General features: G+C 68.5%; 13 protein-coding genes. 2 read left to right on the top strand and 11 right to left on the bottom strand.

Features of this window, described 5'->3' with window-relative positions; translation table 11 throughout:
* Positions 1 to 7: 7 nt before the first annotated feature.
* From miaB to BJEO58_RS04590, 9 genes are all read right to left on the bottom strand, one after another.
* Positions 8 to 1,516 (bottom strand): tRNA (N6-isopentenyl adenosine(37)-C2)-methylthiotransferase MiaB, encoded by a 1,509-nt coding sequence (gene miaB, locus BJEO58_RS04630; protein ID WP_101588129.1) that lies wholly within the window; start codon positions 1,514 to 1,516, stop codon positions 8 to 10.
* Between the two features lie 65 nt (positions 1,517 to 1,581).
* Positions 1,582 to 2,148, bottom strand: coding sequence for a hypothetical protein (locus BJEO58_RS04625; protein ID WP_101588128.1), 567 nt, complete (start codon positions 2,146 to 2,148; stop codon positions 1,582 to 1,584).
* Positions 2,149 to 2,344: 196 nt separating this feature from the next.
* Positions 2,345 to 3,055 carry a regulatory protein RecX gene (locus BJEO58_RS04620; RefSeq protein WP_101588126.1) on the bottom strand — a complete coding sequence of 237 codons (711 nt, stop codon included), beginning with the start codon at positions 3,053 to 3,055 and terminating at the stop codon, positions 2,345 to 2,347.
* A 4-nt stretch (positions 3,056 to 3,059) separates the two neighbouring features.
* Complete coding sequence (gene recA / locus BJEO58_RS04615; protein ID WP_101588125.1) at positions 3,060 to 4,175, bottom strand: recombinase RecA; 1,116 nt, start codon at positions 4,173 to 4,175, stop codon at positions 3,060 to 3,062.
* 330 nt (positions 4,176 to 4,505) lie between these two features.
* A complete protein-coding gene (locus tag BJEO58_RS04610) occupies positions 4,506 to 4,733 on the bottom strand; it encodes a DUF3046 domain-containing protein (RefSeq protein ID WP_101588123.1) in 228 nt (75 codons plus the stop codon).
* Positions 4,734 to 4,742: 9 nt separating this feature from the next.
* On the bottom strand, positions 4,743 to 5,192 hold the full coding sequence (locus BJEO58_RS04605; RefSeq protein WP_373270404.1) for a helix-turn-helix domain-containing protein: 450 nt from the start codon (positions 5,190 to 5,192) through the stop codon (positions 4,743 to 4,745).
* A gap of 20 nt (positions 5,193 to 5,212) precedes the next feature.
* Positions 5,213 to 5,686, bottom strand: coding sequence for a CinA family protein (locus BJEO58_RS04600; protein WP_101588120.1), 474 nt, complete (start codon positions 5,684 to 5,686; stop codon positions 5,213 to 5,215).
* Positions 5,683 to 6,291, bottom strand: a complete 609-nt coding sequence (gene pgsA, locus BJEO58_RS04595; protein WP_246075971.1) for a CDP-diacylglycerol--glycerol-3-phosphate 3-phosphatidyltransferase — start codon at positions 6,289 to 6,291, stop codon at positions 5,683 to 5,685. The genes BJEO58_RS04600 and pgsA overlap by 4 nt, the downstream gene beginning before the upstream one ends.
* 85 nt (positions 6,292 to 6,376) lie before the next feature.
* Positions 6,377 to 9,097: a DNA translocase FtsK gene (locus tag BJEO58_RS04590; RefSeq protein ID WP_101588229.1), complete on the bottom strand. Its 2,721-nt coding sequence runs from the start codon at positions 9,095 to 9,097 to the stop codon at positions 6,377 to 6,379.
* Between the two features lie 351 nt (positions 9,098 to 9,448).
* Here BJEO58_RS04590 and BJEO58_RS04585 point away from each other — a divergent pair, with 351 nt between their 5' ends.
* Positions 9,449 to 11,005: a DUF1846 domain-containing protein gene (locus BJEO58_RS04585; protein ID WP_101588117.1), complete on the top strand. Its 1,557-nt coding sequence runs from the start codon at positions 9,449 to 9,451 to the stop codon at positions 11,003 to 11,005.
* A 95-nt stretch (positions 11,006 to 11,100) separates the two neighbouring features.
* Here BJEO58_RS04585 and aceB read toward each other — a convergent pair whose 3' ends face one another.
* Entirely contained in the window at positions 11,101 to 12,702 is a 1,602-nt protein-coding gene (gene aceB, locus BJEO58_RS04580) for a malate synthase A (RefSeq protein ID WP_101588115.1), read from the bottom strand.
* Positions 12,703 to 12,769: 67 nt separating this feature from the next.
* Complete coding sequence (locus tag BJEO58_RS04575) at positions 12,770 to 14,743, bottom strand: FAD-linked oxidase C-terminal domain-containing protein (protein WP_101588114.1); 1,974 nt, start codon at positions 14,741 to 14,743, stop codon at positions 12,770 to 12,772.
* A gap of 297 nt (positions 14,744 to 15,040) precedes the next feature.
* On the opposite strand from BJEO58_RS04575, the gene BJEO58_RS04570 reads away from it, so the two are divergent.
* Positions 15,041 to 16,897 (top strand): L-lactate permease, encoded by a 1,857-nt coding sequence (locus tag BJEO58_RS04570; RefSeq protein ID WP_101588112.1) that lies wholly within the window; start codon positions 15,041 to 15,043, stop codon positions 16,895 to 16,897.
* Positions 16,898 to 16,928: the final 31 nt, after the last annotated feature.

Raw genomic sequence — 16,928 nt, 5'->3', positions numbered from 1 at the left:
GATCGGTTCACCCGTCCAAGCCCACGCGCAGGGTCGGCATCCCGAGTGACGTGGCCGCCGGCACGCGTCCCGGGCCCGCCGCAGGCGCACCGCAGGAATCCGCCTGCGAGCGATCGTGGGCGTCGCCCGCGCGGGTCGTGCGGATCGAGTACCCGGAATCGCTCAGCAGGAAGTACGGCTTGGCGTCATCGATGACGACGGAGACCACGTCGCCGGGACGAGGCACCGCCGCGCCCTCCGCCACACCGACGTGCACGAGCCGGTGGTCCTCCGCCCGGCCGGAGAACCGTCCGTGCTGCGCGTCGGGCAGTGAATGCACGAGCACCTCCTGTCGGGTGCCGATGAGCGCCCGGTTCTGCTCGTGGGAGATCCTGTCCTGCAGCGCGACGAGGCGCTCGAAGCGCTCCTGCACGATCTCCTTGGGCACCTGGTCGGGCATGGTGGCGGCGGGGGTGCCCGGACGGATCGAGTATTGGAAGGTGAAGGCCTGGGAGAAGCGGGACGCGCGCACGACGTCGAGTGTGGCTTCGAAGTCCTCCTCCATCTCACCGGGGAAGCCGACGATGATGTCCGTCGTGATCGCGGCGTGCGGGATGCGCTCCCGCACCTCCTCGAGGATGCGGAGGAACCGTGAGGACCGGTAGGACCGCCGCATCGTTCTGAGGATCGTGTCGGAGCCGGACTGCAGGGGCATGTGCAGCTGCGGCATCACGGTAGGCGTCTCTGCCATCGCGTCGATCACATCGGTCGAGAACGCGGCAGGGTGCGGACTGGTGAAGCGGACGCGCTCGATCCCCTCCACCCGACCGACAGCGCGCAGCAGCTTCGCGAACGCACCCTTGTCACGGAACTCCGCTCCGTAGGAGTTGACGTTCTGACCCAGGAGGGTGACTTCCAGCGCGCCGTCCGCAGCGAGAGCCTCGACCTCCGCGAGGATGTCCCCCGGTCGGCGGTCCTTCTCCTTGCCGCGCAGGGACGGGACGATGCAGAACGTGCAGGTGTTGTTGCACCCCACGCTGATGGAGACCCACCCGGAGTGCGTCGATTCACGGCGGGTCGGGAGCGTCGAGGGGAACACGTCGAGGGAATCGAGGATCTCCACCTGGGCTTCTGCGTTGTGCCGCGCGCGCTCGAGGAGGACCGGGAGGGAGCCCATGTTGTGGGTGCCGAAGACGACATCGACCCAGGGCGCCCTCTTCACGATCTCGTCGCGATCCTTCTGCGCCATGCATCCGCCCACCGCGATCTGCATGCCCGGCCGCTCCTCCTTGACGTGCGAGAGCCGGCCGAGATTGCCGTAGAGACGGTTGTCCGCGTTCTCGCGCACCGCACACGTGTTGAAGACGACGATGTCCGCCTGTTCCCCGTCGGCCGCCGGCGCATAGCCGGCACCGTCGAGCAGACCGGACAGGCGCTCCGAATCGTGGACGTTCATCTGACAGCCGTACGTCTTCACTTCGTACGTCTGAGGGGCTGCTGGGGCAGGCGCGAGGGCGACGGGAGAGATCTCAGTCATGGCGGCACCATCCTACCGATGGAGGACCTCGACCGTCTGCCGGCGCACACAGACCTCGCGGATGCTCACATGCCGGGGCGGCTCAGCCGTCCGTCGTCCGACCATCCCACCGCCGCGAGGATGTCATCCGCCACAGCACGGGTCGCGGCGTGGTCGAGAGGGCCGTTGACCCCTCTGAAGGCCACGGCCAGGGTCGCAGCACCGTCGATCTTCACGAATCGTGTCACCGCTCCGCCGATGAACAGCGATCCGGCGTCGACGATCGCGGAGTACGCATAGGTCCAGCCGGGGGAATCGAGGGGCACGATGCGCACTCCCGGATGGTCGTACTCCTCGCGGACGGCGTCCAGGGAGTGATCGCGCGGTTCGGTGTCCGAGGACACGACGGAGACGAACACGTGGTCTGCACGACCGGACTCCTGCTGGCACGGACCACCGGCGGGGTCGGTGCCGAACGAGAGGATCGCACCGCTGCCGTCCCCGTAGACACTCACCGGCGTGATGAGCAGTGCAGACACCGGCAGCCCGAAATAGGCCGCCACGCACGGAGCGAGGTGTTCTGCGGAGTCGAGAGGCAGCATGCCGTCGACATGCGTGCGGGAGTGCGCGACGCGGACATGATCAGCGGACATCGTCGTTCCTGTTCCTCGCGGACGCACGGACCGAACGTCATCGTCGAACCGTGGAACGGCCAGCCTACGAGTTCCTCTCGCCTCACCTGCGGCTGATGCGCGATCTGTCACCAACCCGTTACCGGAGGCGACCGGGTCGAAGCCGCTCCCCCGCCGTCGCGCCGGCTTTCGTCGTCCGAGCTGCGGCAGGAGGCGCCTAGTCCCTGTCGTCGCCCGGCTCCTCTGCGAGGGCCTGCTCTGCTGCCCGGCGTCCGACGGAACCGCCGAAGCCGCGCCGGGCCAGCAGACCGAGCGTCCTGCGCAGCCGCACGTCATGGGCGAGGCCGCGAGTCCCAGCCGCCTTCTTCCTGGCCGCGGCCAGAGCCAGGGGGAAGTCGTCGCCCAGTTCCTCTGTGGCGGTCCGCACGTGCTCGTCCGACACGCCCTTGTCGCGCAGAGCGCGAGTGATGGCGGAGAGCGACTTCCCCCGGCCTTCCCGCTGCGACCTCACGAACTGCTCCGCGAAGCGTGCGTCGTCCACAAGACCCGCGGCGTCGAGACGCGTGAGCAGTCGATCGACGATGTGCGCCTCGCATCCCTTGCGGACGAGCTTCTGCCGCAGTTCCGCGCGGCTGTGATCACGCAGCGCGAGGATCGCGTATGCCCGCTTCGTCGCCTCGCCGAAGGCCTGGTCTTCGCCCCCGGAGTCAGCCTCGTCCGATTCCTCACCGGACGGCCCGTCGCCTCCCGCACCACCGGCTCCCGGGGCTTCGACAGCTGGTGCCTCGACACTCAGCGCGCCCGTGGGGCCGGCAGCGCTGTGTGCGTCACCGACCCCGCGGACATCGACACGGGGGGATTCCGGTACCGCGTCGATCGCCCGCTGGAGGGAGTCGAGCAGTGACTGCCGGTCGTCCGGCTCCCCCATCGGGTCAGAACTCCGCGTCTGCCGGCGCCGGAGCCGCCTCTGTCGGCCCGTCGGTCGAGCCCGCCTCCGCAGTGTCCGCGGCCTCTGCAGCCGGTTCCATGATGAGGCCGAGCTTGTGCTTGATCTTCAGCTCGATCTCCTCTGCGAGCCCCGGGTTATCGCGGAGGAAGTTGCGCACGTTCTCCTTGCCCTGGCCCAGCTGATCACCGTCATACGTGAACCAGGAGCCCGATTTGCGGACGATCCCGTTGTCGACGCCCATATCGATGAGGCTGCCTTCGCGGGAGATCCCCTGGCCGTAGATGATGTCGAACTCCGCCTGCTTGAAGGGCGGCGCGATCTTGTTCTTGACGACCTTGACGCGCGTGCGGTTGCCCACCGCGTCGCCGCCTTCCTTCAGCGTCTCGATGCGACGGACGTCCAGACGCACGGATGCGTAGAACTTCAGCGCCTTGCCGCCGGACGTGGTCTCCGGCGACCCGAAGAAGACGCCCACCTTCTCACGCAGCTGGTTGATGAAGATCGCGGTCGTCTTCGAGCTGGCGAGAGCTCCGGTGATCTTGCGCAGAGCCTGCGACATGAGTCGCGCCTGCAGACCCACGTGGGAGTCGCCCATCTCCCCCTCGATCTCTGCCTTGGGCACGAGCGCGGCGACGGAGTCTATGACGATGATGTCCAGCGCACCCGAGCGGATCAGCATGTCCATGATCTCCAGCGCCTGTTCACCCGTGTCCGGCTGCGACACGAGAAGCTGATCGGTGTCGACACCGAGCTTCTTCGCGTACTCCGGGTCCAGGGCGTGCTCGGCATCGATGAACCCAGCGATGCCGCCTGCCTTCTGAGCGCTCGCGACCGCATGCAGCGCCACAGTCGTCTTGCCCGAGGATTCCGGTCCGTAGACCTCGACCACTCGACCGCGCGGCAGCCCGCCGATGCCCAGCGCGATGTCGAGCGCGACGGACCCGGTGGGGATCGCCTCGATGGGAGCACGCGTCTCCTCACCCAGTCGCATGATCGCGCCCTTGCCGTACTGACGGTCGATCTGGCCCATCGCGGCCTCGAGCGCCTTCGCCTTGTCCGCACCTGCTGTGCGCGGCGTGCGGGTGTTCTTCCCTGCCATGTCTCCTCCTCCAGCGGATCTGCCCTGGTTGTCTGCACCAGCGTAGGCACCGGCACGGACACGGCACCGCGAGCGCTCCGAATCTGTGTACGGCCGCGCCCTTCGTCCCCAGGCGGATCGACGCGGCGCGGCGGCTCCAAGACTACCGCAATGGGAACACGTGTTCGAACGCAGACGCAGGCGTGTCGGGGCCGAACCACGACTGCGCGCCGTCCCGTGCAGGGGCGGCGCGCAGAGGGTGATGCCGATCCAGACGCCTCTCCGTGGACGCGCCTCTCCGTGAACGCGGCCCACGGAGAGGCCCTCGTGTCCGAAGAGGAGCCGCTCGCATCACAGGGGCGCTGAGCGGGGCTTGTCCCGCCCCAGCCGACGCTCTTCGGGAACGCCGGCCGCGTCGCAGACGGCCGCCCACACCTCACGCGGGCCGAAGCCGGCCTCGAATGCCTCCGAGGGAGTGCGTGAGCCCAGGCTGCTGAGGGCGAGGTCCGTGTGGAGCGACGAGGCCCGGGCACGGCCGAACTCGTCCTCCATGAGCTCCCAGTAGAGCGCGTGACGCACGGCGCGGGTTCAGACCCGACTCGCCATGGCGCGACCGTCCGCCAGAGGGTCCTCCGACAGCACCCGACGGGACAGCTCCACCGGAACCGTGTCCGGGATCGCCACGCCTTCGTCGAGCGCGAAACGGTCACTCACATCGCGCAGGAGGATCGAGACAGGCATGTCGAGGGCACCGCAGATCGATGCGAGGAGCTCCGAGGAGGCCTCCTTCTGACCGCGCTCGATCTCACTGAGGTAGCCGAGCGACACCCGGGCGTCGGACGACACTTCGCGCAGCGTCCGGCCCTGGCGTCGGCGTGCAGTGCGCAGCGCATCGCCTAGCTCGATTCGCAGAAGAGTCATGCGGATCCTTTCTTGCCGAACATCCGACCGGACTCGTCGCCGCGGTGGTTGACAGAGTGCATAACGGGTACGGGCCGGATTCTGTTCCCACAACTCTACAGGCGGCCCCTGACACATCCCTCAGAGCGACCTGCCGATCACGTGGACCGCTGCAGCGCCCGGAGCACCAAGGACAGGGATTCCTCGACGGTGGACCTGCGGATCCGCTCGCGGTCACCCTCGAGCGCGAGCTCTCGCACTGCGACCGCCTCCGTGCCGTCGTCCACCGCGATGAGCACGCGCCCTACGGGATGACCGTCCTGCGAATCGGGGCCCGCCACTCCGGTGCATGCGACGCCGATGGTCGCGGCGCAGCGGGCGCGCGCTCCCGCCGCCATCTGACGCACCACCTCAGGGTGTACGGGTCCGTGCTCGCGCAGCAGCGACTCGTCCACGCCCGCAAGAGATGCCTTGAGATCGGTCCCGTACGTGATGAGGCCGCCCCGCAGCACTGCCGACGCGCCCGGCACGGCGGCGACCGTCGCGGCGAGCAGACCCGCGGTGAGGGATTCGCAGGTCGCCAGCGTCGCCCCGTGGGCCGCGAGCCTCCGCACCACGTCCTGTGCTGTCACGACCCGTTCGCCTCACGGACCAGGCGGTAGGACTTCACGCAGTAGTCGATCCCCGTCACCAGGGTGACGACGATCGCTGCGGTCATGGCGATCCATGCGACGACGGTCCACGCGGCGAAGAGCGCCGGCACCCACACGAGGACAGGGATCCCGAGCAGCATGAGTCCGATCGCCAGCGTCTGAAGGACTGTCTTGAGCTTGCCGCCCTTCGAGGCGGGGAGCACGACCCAGCGGATGATGACGAAGCGCAGGACGGTGATCCCGAACTCCCGGACGAGGATGACGATCGGCACCCACAGTGGAAGGGTGCCCACCACCCAGAGGCCGATGAGCGCCGCGGCCATGAGCGCCTTGTCCGCGATGGGGTCCGCGATCTTGCCGAAATCCGTGATCATGCCCCACCGGCGGGCCAGAGTCCCGTCGATCCAGTCCGTGAACATCGCCACGATGAACACGGCGAAGGCCCCGACGCGCCACGCGGGGTCCACGCCCCCCTGCCCCACGAGGAGCACGAGGAAGACCGGGACCAGCAGGATCCTCACCACGGTGAGGAGATTCGGCAGGTTCCAGTTGCTGGGTGCGGGCGTCTCGCGGCTGTCGTTCACGCCCACAAGCCTAGCCGCCCACGACCGCGGTCGGCAGGCTCGTCATGAGCCGCGGCGACGACCAGGGCGACCTCGCTCATGCAGCTCACCGGCCGGTCAGCTCCCACGCGTCGTCCGATGTCTCCTCGACGACCTCGAGACCCGTCGCCTCGTCGTACACGCGGTCGCCGCCTCCGCCGTCCGGTCGGCGATCAGGCGCTTCGGGTCCCGCGTCTCCATCCGCACCATGATCGCGCGGCGCACCATGATCGCCTGGCGTCGACGCCTCCGCACGACCGGACGGGTCATCGCCGGGCGGGTCATCACCGCGGATGACCGCGAGAGTCGAGGGCAGGTCCTCCGGACGCACGAGCACGTCACGGGCCTTCGAGCCCTCCGACGCGGCGACGATCCCGCGCGACTCCATGAGGTCCATGAGCCGGCCGGCCTTGGCGAAGCCCACACGCAGCTTGCGCTGGAGCATGGAGGTCGAGCCGAACTGGGTCGTGATGACGAGCTCAGCCGCCTGCAGCAGCAGATCGAGGTCATCGCCGATCTCCTCGTCGATCTGCTTCTTGGGAGCCTCGACGGCGACGTCTTCGCGATAGGTGGGTGCGAGCTGCGACTTGACGTGCTCGACCACGTCCTCGATCTCCGACTCGTTCACCCATGCGCCCTGCACGCGTATCGGCTTCGCGGCGCCCATCGGGAGGAACAGGGCATCGCCCTGCCCGATCAGCTTCTCCGCGCCGGGCTGGTCGAGGACGACGCGCGAATCCGCGAGCGATGACGTCGCGAACGCCAGGCGGGACGGGACGTTGGCCTTGATGAGTCCGGTGACGACGTCCACGGACGGGCGCTGGGTCGCGAGCACCAGGTGGATGCCCGCGGCGCGCGCCAGCTGGGTGATGCGCTGGATGCTCGCCTCGACGTCGCGCGGTGCGACCATCATGAGGTCGGCGAGCTCGTCGACGATCACGAGCAGGTAGGGGTACGGGTTCAGCTCGCGCTCGGAGCCCGGCGGCACCTCGATGCGCCCCTCGCGCACCGCCTTGTTGAACTCCTTGACGTGCTTGAAGCCGAAGTACGCGAGGTCGTCGTACCGCGTGTCCATCTCCCGCACGACCCATTCGAGCGCCTCCGCGGCCTTCTTGGGATTCGTGATGATCGGGGTGATGAGGTGCGGGATGCCCTCATAGATCGTGAGCTCGACGCGCTTCGGGTCGACGAGGATCATGCGCACGTCGTCCGGCGTCGAACGCATCATGATCGAGGTGATCATGGAGTTCACGAAGCTGGACTTGCCGGCTCCGGTCGCACCGGCGACCAGGAGGTGCGGCATCTTGGACAGGTCCGCGACGACGAAGCCGCCCTCAACGTCCTTGCCCACACCCATGACCATCGGATGCTCGGTCTTCCGCGCGGCATTCGACCGCAGCACGTCGCCGAGCGAGACCGTCTCGCGGTCCGTGTTCGGGATCTCGATGCCGATCGCCTTCTTGCCGGGGATCGGCGAGAGGATGCGCACATCAGCGCTCGCGACGGCGTACGAGATGTTCTTCGACAGCGCGGTGACCTTCTCGACCTTCGTGCCGGGAGAGAGCTCCACCTCGTACCGCGTGACGGTCGGCCCCCGGGAGAAGCCGGTGACCTCCGCGTCGATCTTGAACTGCTCCAGGACGTCGCGCAGTGCTGCGACGACCCGGTCGTTCGCCTCGGAGCGCTCCTTGGGGGGCGGTCCCGGTGTCAGAGCGTCCGACGGCGGCAGGGTGTACGTGACGTCGCCGTTGAGCTCCAGCTGGGTGACGCGCTGCGGAAGCTCCCCGGTCGCCTGCGGGACGGGTGTCGAGACGGTCGGCACCTGCGCGGTGTCATCCTCGCTGCCCTCGGACGCATCGGCCGGCTTCCCCGCCGCACTGCGGCTGTCGAGCACTCGGGTCTCGTCCTCCATGCCGACCTCGCGACGGAGCTTCCGGGCCTCCTTCTCCGCCTTCGTCGGACGGCGCTCCCCCGGTCGGTAGGCGGGCTCCGGCTCCGCGTCGACGTCGTAGACGTCCGCAGCCTTCTTCGGCTCGCCCTCGACGTCGGCCTCGTGGATGTACGCCTTGTCGTAGGCGACGTCCTTCTCCGCCTCGTGCGGCGGGGCCTCGCCCTCGTCCTGCGCGGCCTTCTTCCGCGAACCGCGCTTGCGGCCCATGGGCTTGAGGGTCGACGTGGACTTCCCGGATGCGACGAGGTCGGCCTCACTCGCGCCCTCGGCATCACCCGTGCTCGGCGCTCCCTCGACCAGACGGTGGTACGCGCCGATGAGGCGTGGGGGGATCTCACGGACCGGTGTCGCGGTGAGCACGAGCAACGAGAAGAGCCCGAGGAGGGCGAGCAGCGGGACCGTCACGTAGACGGTCGTGGCCGCGATGAGCGGTGAGGAGACGATGTAGCCCACAGCGCCGCCGCCGTTGGCCATCGCCTCGCGCGTATTCACGAAGCTCGGATTGCCCGCCGCGACGTGGGCGAGCCCGGACGCCGCGACGACGAGTGCGACCATCCCGATGAGGATGCGGTTGTTGCCGCGCGTGTCGTCGCCTCGCAGGAACAGGCGGATCGCGTATCCCAGCAGGATGATCGGCAGTGCCAGTGCGACGCGGCCGAACGTGCCTTCGACGACGGAGCGGACGCCGTCTCCGAATGCTCCGGGGATGTGCCACCATTCGAACGCCGCGATGAGGATCGCCAGCGCGACGAGCGCGAAGCCCGTCCCATCGCGGCGGGTCGGCTCGTCGACCGCCTCATCCGGGTCGAGGTTCCTGCGTGTCCGGTCGCCGGCCATGTGAGCCACTCCCATCCATGCGCCGGTGAGGATGTTCCTCTTCCGGGCAGCCTTGTCGGCATCGGGGCCCCCGGCGGTCCGGTCCGCGTTCGCCGTCCGTCGACTGCCGCGGGACGCCTTGCCGGCGTCCGCTGAGCGCGGGGACGTGCGAGCGCGACCGTTCTTGGCGGGGGAAGTCGTACGGGTCGCCATGCTCTCCATGGTATTCCCAGGAGTCGCTGTGCCCTCGGATCCGCCGGTCATCGGCGTGTGAGGTCACAGGGCCGCGGCGCGCGCCTCCTCCCCGGATCCTGGTCGAGGACCGATAGGCTTCACCGCAGTCCTGTCATCCGCGATGAGCAAAGGGTCCGCATGTCCCACGCCCCGTCCTCCCCCGACCACGTCGCCCTCAGCGCCTCATCGCAGAGATCCGGAGGGCCCCCTGTCGGCTTCGACCGGGAGCGGTACATCGCCCTCCAGTCCGAGCACATCCGCGAACGGCAGCGCAGGATCGGCGGACGGCTCTACCTCGAGATGGGCGGCAAGCTCTTCGACGACATGCATGCGGCGCGGGTGCTTCCCGGATTCGACCCGGACACGAAGATCGCGATGCTCGAGGAGCTGAGGGACGAGCTGGAGATCGTCATCGCGGTGAACGCGCACGACCTGCAGCGGCACAAGGTGCGAGCCGACCTCGGCATCACCTACGAGGAGGAGGTGCTCCGCCTCGTGGACGCGTTCCGGTCGCGGGGGTTCCTCGTCGAGAACATCGTGCTCACGCAGCTCGACGACGACGACCAGTCGGGGCACGGCTTCCGGGGGCGTCTCGAGCGCCTGGGGCTGCGCACCGTGCGCCACCGGACGATCCCCGGCTATCCCACGGACGTCTCCCGCATCGTCGGCGCCGACGGGTTCGGCCGGAACGAGGCGTTCGCTCCCTCCCGCGACCTCGTCGTGCTGACCGCCCCGGGGCCCGGCTCCGGGAAGCTCGCGACGTGTCTGTCGCAGATCTACCACGATCACCGCCGCGGCATCTCGTCCGGCTACGCGAAGTTCGAGACCTTCCCCGTCTGGGACCTGCCGCTCGAGCACCCGGTCAACATCGCTTACGAAGCCGCCACCGCAGACCTCGACGACCTCAACGTCATCGACCCCTTCCACCTGCGCGCCTACGGGGAGCAGGCGACCTCCTACAACCGCGACGTCGAGGTCTTCCCGCTGCTCACGGCACTGCTGGAGCGGATCGACGGGAGCAGCCCCTACAAGTCGCCCACGGACATGGGCGTCAACCTGGTGGGGCGCTGCATCTCCGATGACGCCGCCTGCCGCGAGGCCGCGGGGCAGGAGATCATCCGCCGCTGGTTCCAGGCCCGGGTCTCCGAGCATCGCGAGGGCGCGCCGGACGACGTCTCCAGCCGAGTGGGCCTCGTGATGAGCCGTGCAGGCATCGACGTCGGCGACCGGACGGTCGTCGCTCCCGCGCGGGAGGTCGCCCAGCGGACCGACGCGCCCGCCTCCGCGATACGCCTGCACGACGGCACTCTCATCACAGGGAAGACGTCTCCCCTCCTGGGGTGCTCAGCCGCGATGCTGCTCAATGCGCTCAAGCACCTCGCGGGTGCCGACGAGGAGGAGCATCTCCTGTCCCCGGAGTCCATCGAACCGATCCAGACGCTCAAGACCTCGCACCTGGGCAGCCGCAACCCGCGGCTGCACACCGACGAGGTCCTCATCGCCCTGTCCGTGTCGGCGGGATCATCCGCGACGAGTCGCCTGGCTCTCTCCCACCTCGCCGACCTCACCGACACGGACGCGCACACGACGACGATCCTCGGCTCCGTCGATGAGGGGATCTTCCGCAGCCTGGGCATCCGCGTGACGAGCGATCCCCAGTACCAGAGGAAGGCCGACCTCTATCACAAGAGGTGACCGCGGCCTCGGCGGCGGAAACGCATGAGCGCCGGGTGCACCTGTCGGTGCGCCCGGCGCTCATGCGTCGGTGAGGGGACTCAGCCGAGCGTCGCTCAGCCGAGCAGTTCGTACGCGGGGATCGTGAGGAAGTCCGCGTAGTCCTCCTGCGTCGCCATCGTCGCGAACAGATCGCGCGAGGTCGCCCAGTCGGACTCCTGGCCCGGCAGGTCCGCGACCTCTTCCGCGATGAGGCGGTCGACGAGCTCCTTCGTGACGTTCTCACCCGTATCGGCGAGCTTCACGCCGAAGTGCAGCCACTGCCACACCTGCGAACGGGAGATCTCCGCAGTCGCCGCGTCCTCCATGAGGCCGTTGATCGCGGCCGCGCCGTTGCCGCTCAGCCACGCCTGGACGTACTGGATCCCCACGGCGATGTTCGCCCGCAGTCCGGTCTCCGTCACGTCACCGGGAGTGTCCTTGACGCTGAGGAGATCCGCCGCCGTCACGGCCACGTCCTCGCGCTTCTTCGAGATCTGGTTCGGCAGGTCGCCCAGCACCTTGTTGAACTCAGCGCGGCACGCCTCGACCATGCCGGGGTGCGCGACCCAGGAGCCGTCGAACCCGTCGTTCGCCTCACGCGACTTGTCGTTCTCCACCTGCTTGAACGCCTTCGTGTTCGCAGCCTCGTCCTTCGACGGGATGAACGCGCTCATGCCGCCGATCGCGTGCGCCCCGCGCTTGTGGCAGGTGCGGACCAGCAGCTCCGTGTATGCCCGCATGAACGGCACGGTCATCGTCACGAGGCCGCGATCCGGAAGGATCCACTCCTCACCCTTCGCGCGGTGCGTCTTGATGACGGAGAAGATGTAGTCCCAGCGGCCGGCATTCAGACCCGCGGAATGATCGCGCAGCTCGTAGAGGATCTCCTCCATCTCGAACACGGCCGGGTAGGTCTCGATGAGGCAGGTCGCGCGGATCGTGCCCTGGGCCACGCCCAGCTCGTCCTGCGCGTGGACGAACACGTCGTTCCACAGGCGTGCCTCGAGGTGCGATTCCATCTTCGGGATGTAGAAGTACGGGCCGCGGCCCTTCGCCAGCTGCTCACGTCCTGCGGTCGCGAAGTAGAGGGCGAAGTCGACGAGCGAACCGGAGGCGATCTGCCCATCGATCTTCATGTGCTTCTCCTCGAGGTGCCAGCCGCGCGGGCGGACCACGATGGACGGCAGCTCCTCGTCGGGCCGGAGAGTGTACTCCTTGCCCTGGTCGGAGACGAAGTCGACCTCACGACGGGTCGCGTCCAGCAGGTTGAGCTGACCGCCGATGACGGAGTCCCATGCCGGGGTGTTCGCGTCCTCCTGGTCGGCCAGCCACACCTTCGCACCGGAGTTCAGCGCGTTGATCGTCATCTTCTTGTAGGTGGGTCCGGTGACCTCGACGCGGCGGTCCTCGAGCCCCGGTGCCGGAGCGGCGACCTGCCATGAGTCGTCCTCGCGGACAGCGCGGGTCTCCTCGAGGAAGTCGAGCTCCTCGCCGGCGTCCAGGCGTGCCTGACGGTCCACGCGCGCCGCGAGGCGCTCCTTGCGGGTCGCCGCGAACTTGCGGTGCAGCGAGACGATGAGGGACAGCGCGTCGGGCGTGAGGACCTTCTCAGCGCCTTCCGGCAGTGCGGTCGTGATCTCGAGGCCTTCCGGCAGCTCGATGGTGGATGCGGTCATGTCCTACTCCTCTGATGGTGTTCTCGTGGACGAACGGGCAGGGGTTTCGCTGTGGGGAGAGCCGCGCTCAGGTTGCGGTCTCTGCGGGATCGGCTCCCAGCGCGGCGAGGACCGCGTCTGCGATCGCGGCATCCTCGGGCGGCTTGCCGCCGGCCACGCCCAGGCCGCCGACGACGACTCCGTCGAACGCGATCGGCACTCCGCCGGCGATGCTCGTGAGCAGGCCGCCGGAACCGTGCTCCAGCTTCTGCGCCAGCTCCGGCAGGATGAGCGCGCTCGGGCGACGGGTCGAGGCGGCGGTCTGTGCCTTCCTGCGGCTCGTCTCGACGCTGTGCGGGGTCATGCCGTCGGTGCGGCCGTACGCCACCGGCTGGAGTGCCGGATCGACGATCGTCGCGCAGGTGCGCACGCCCGCCCTCTTCCCCTCTTCGATCGTGAGAGAGACGGCGCGCGCGGCGAGGTCGTACGTGATCGTCGGGGTGGAGAAGCTCACGGCCTCTCCCGTCGCCGAGGTCGTGGCCGTCAGTGCTGTCATCGTCGCCTCCGGTGCGGTGGTGAGGTCGTCCGTCGTGGGTGCCGAGGCGCCGTGCCCGGCACCGGCGACCGGTGCCTCGGTCGTGGTGGTGTCCTTCCGCGCATCGAACACGACGCCCGGGTTGAGGATCCCCTGGGGGTCCAGTGCGTCCTTGACGCGCTGGTTGATCTCCAGGACGTCCGTGCCCAGGTAGCCGGCCAGCCACGGCTGCTTGAGTCGACCCACGCCGTGCTCGCCGGTGATCGTGCCGCCCAGCGAGACCGCGAGATCCATGATCTCCCCGTAGGCCGTGTGCGCGCGCTCGCGCTGCGCGGCATCCGTCGGATCGAAGACGACCAGCGGATGCGTGTTGCCGTCGCCGGCGTGCGCCATGACGGCCACGAGCACATCGTGGCGCAGTGAGATCTCCTCGATGCCGCTCACCAGGGCCCCGAGGTTCGGAAGCGGCACGCCCACGTCCTCGAGCAGGATCGTGCCCTTCTTCTCCACAGCGGGGATCGCGATGCGGCGGGCCGCGATGAAGGCCTCGCCCTCGTCGGGGTCCTCTGTGGAGAAGACTTCGGACGCGCCGTTCGACTCGCACAGCGCCGTCACGTCGGCGATCTCCGCGCCTGCATGGCCTGCCGGCTCGTCGGACTGCACGATGATCATGGCGGCCGCATCGCGGTCCAGCCCCATCTTCGTCTCGTCCTCGACCGCGTTGATGGTCGGACGGTCCATGAACTCGAGCATCGAGGGGCGCATGCGCTGCGTGAGGGCGAGCACGGCCGCCGTCGCGGAATCGAGAGTCGGGAACGTCGCCACGAGGGTCTGCGGCGGACGCTGGGCCGGCACGAGTCGCAGCGTCACCTCCGTGATGACGCCGAGGGTGCCCTCGCTGCCGACGAACAGCTTCGTGAGCGACAGGCCGGCGACGTCCTTGAGGCGCGGACCGCCCAGTTCGATCGCACGCCCGTCTGCCAGCACGACCTTCATGCCGAGGACGTAGTCGGTCGTGACGCCGTACTTCACACAGCACAGACCTCCCGCATTCGTCGCGATGTTGCCGCCGATCGAGCAGAACGTGAAGGAGGCCGGGTCCGGCGGGTACCAGAGATCGTGCTCCCCGGCGGCCTCCTTGACCTCGACGTTGAAGGCGCCCGGCTGGGTGACTGCGGTGCGGGTGACCGGATCGACGGTGATGTCGCGCATGCGCTCGAGCGAGAGGACGATCCCGCCGTCGATGGCGGTGGAGCCGCCGGACAGACTCGTCCCTGCGCCGCGCGGAACGACCGGGGTCCCCGTCGCCGCGGCGAAGCGGACGACGGCCTGGACGTCCTCCGTCGACGTCGCACGCACGACGGCCGCGGGCGTGCCCGCGGCCGGGTCCTCAGCGCGGTCACGACGGTAGGCCTCCGTCTTCACGGGATCGGTGATGACTGCACCTTCGGGCAGCTGGGCGACGAGCTCATCGAGAGTCGCGGCGGTCCGGCCTCCCGTGGATGTGGATGGTGCGGTGGTAGTCAACTCTGGCCTTTCGTGGTCGGTCCGACCGGACTGCCTGCCGGTCGTCACGTCTCTGCCTGCACGCTAGCACCGGCGAACGCTGTCAGTGAAATCACGATTTCGCAGTGCGAAATCACGGCGGCATGCCCGGGCACACTCCGGCAGTTCATCCCGAACCGGCGTCCGATCTGCAGAATCTCCCACGCACATTCACGGCGGACGAGCAGGAACGTGATAGACAACTCACAGTGACCTGACTCTCAGCACCACGCCGAGTCCGGTCGACATCCGACCCTGCACACCCGACGGGACAACCTCATGGACAACATCGCAGTCGCAGCCCTGCTGGCGGCTTCACCCATCCTCGTGGCGGGCATACTCCTGCTCGTCTTCCGTGCCCCCGCCACCGTCGCAATGCCTGCGGCACTGGTCGTCGCAGCCCTCGTGGCGTTCTTCGGCTGGGGCATCTCCGCCGTCACGATCAGCGCATCGGTGATCCAGGGGATCATCGTGGCCCTCGGCCTCCTCTGGATCGTCTTCGGAGCACTCCTGCTCCTGTCGACCCTGACCAAATCCGGTGCGATCGATTCGATCAAGGCCGGCTTCGTCTCCATCTCGCCCGATCGACGCATCCAGGTCATCATCATCGCGTGGCTGTTCGGCAGCTTCATCGAAGGCGCCGCCGGTTTCGGCGCACCCGCGGCAGTCGTCGCACCGCTCCTGCTCGCTCTGGGCTTCCCCGCCGTCGCAGCCGTGCTCGCCGGCCTCCTCATCCAGTCGACTCCCGTCAGCTTCGGCGCAGTCGGCACACCGATGCTCACAGGCATCGGCCAGGGGCTCCTGTCCGGCGATTCCGGACGCTTCCCCCAGCCGATCCTCGATCGGATGGCAGAGCTCGGCATCACCGAACAGTCCGCGTTCGTGGCGCACACCGCGGCACAGGTCGCCACCATCCACGCGATCTGCGGCCTCATGATCCCGATCATCCTCGTGTGCTTCATGACGCGCTTCTTCGGCGAGCAGAAGAGCTTCCGCGCCGGTCTCGCCGTCGCGCCGTTCGCCTTCTTCGCGGCTGCGTCCTTCGTCGTCCCCTACGTGCTGGTCGCCTACCTGCTGGGGCCGGAGTTCCCGGCGCTCCTGGGTGGGATCATCGGCCTGCTGATCGTCGTCTCCGCGGCCCGCGCCGGATTCCTCCAGCCCAAGGACACGTGGGAGTTCGCCCCGCGTCACCGGTGGCCCGACCGCTGGATGGGCAACGTCGATCCGCGCGATGAAGAGGTGATCCTCGAGAAGAAGATGCCTCTCGTCCTCGCGTGGTCGCCCTACCTCATCATCGTCGCGCTCCTGCTCCTGACGAGGAACATCCCGCCTCTCAAGGAGTTCCTGTCGGGCCCCGTGGCCATCGACTTCACGAACCTCCTCGGCACCAGCATCAGCCAGACGTCGGACCTGCTGTACTCTCCCGGATTCCTCTTCATCATCGCGGCACTGCTCACGATCCCGCTGCAGCGCATGACCAGGAGCCAGGTCGCGGGGGCCTGGAAGATCGCGGGCAGGCAGATCGCCGGTGCGGCGTTCGCACTCCTGTGCTCCGTCCCGATGGTCCGCGTCTTCATCAACTCCGGATCCGACTTCAACTCGACCGGCATGGAGTCCATGCCCCTCACGCTCGCGGAGGCCGCAGCGAGCTCACTGGGCAGCGCCTGGCCGCTCGTCGCACCCTTCGTCGGCGCCCTGGGTGCCTTCGTCGCCGGCTCGAACACGGTCTCGAACCTCATGTTCTCGCAGTTCCAGTACGCGACGGGGGCGAACCTGGGAGTCGGATCACCGGAGACGGTCGTCGCGGCCCAGGCCGTCGGCGGTGCCGCCGGCAACATGGTGTCGGTCCACAACGTCGTCGCCGCCGCTGCCACGGTGGGCCTGCTCGGACGCGAGGGCGAGATCCTGCGGAAGACCGCCCTGCCGATGGTCGTCTACAGCCTCATGGCAGGCTCGATCGCGTTCATGATGGTGTTCGGCGGTGGACTGAACCTCGGCACGATCGTGTTCGCGCTGCTCGTCATCGGCCTGGTCACAGCGTTCTTCACGCTGCGCCGGACCCCGGACACTCCGAACGACCAGCTGCTCCCCGACCGGCCCAGCGGATCGGTCGAGGACGCATCGGTGAGTCGCTGACGCAACCCGCCGACGGCCGCCGCGGGGCCTC

It is taken from the genome of Brevibacterium jeotgali (genome assembly GCF_900169175.1).
Lineage (GTDB): Bacteria > Actinomycetota > Actinomycetes > Actinomycetales > Brevibacteriaceae > Brevibacterium > Brevibacterium jeotgali.
This window is presented reverse-complemented; position numbering and strand designations above follow the sequence as displayed.

Coding starts and splice junctions, on each gene's coding strand:
- BJEO58_RS04590 (WP_101588229.1), bottom strand. CDS start 9,097: ATGGCCGGCGACCGGACACGCAGGAACCTCGACCCGGATGAGGCGGTC.
- BJEO58_RS04605 (WP_373270404.1), bottom strand. CDS start 5,192: ATGTGTCAGGGGCCGCCTGTAGAGTTGTGGGAACAGAATCCGGCCCGT.
- recA (WP_101588125.1), bottom strand. CDS start 4,175: ATGGCAGGGAAGAACACCCGCACGCCGCGCACAGCAGGTGCGGACAAG.
- BJEO58_RS04570 (WP_101588112.1), top strand. CDS start 15,041: ATGGACAACATCGCAGTCGCAGCCCTGCTGGCGGCTTCACCCATCCTC.
- BJEO58_RS04585 (WP_101588117.1), top strand. CDS start 9,449: ATGTCCCACGCCCCGTCCTCCCCCGACCACGTCGCCCTCAGCGCCTCA.
- miaB (WP_101588129.1), bottom strand. CDS start 1,516: ATGACTGAGATCTCTCCCGTCGCCCTCGCGCCTGCCCCAGCAGCCCCT.
- aceB (WP_101588115.1), bottom strand. CDS start 12,702: ATGACCGCATCCACCATCGAGCTGCCGGAAGGCCTCGAGATCACGACC.
- BJEO58_RS04625 (WP_101588128.1), bottom strand. CDS start 2,148: ATGTCCGCTGATCATGTCCGCGTCGCGCACTCCCGCACGCATGTCGAC.
- BJEO58_RS04620 (WP_101588126.1), bottom strand. CDS start 3,055: ATGGGGGAGCCGGACGACCGGCAGTCACTGCTCGACTCCCTCCAGCGG.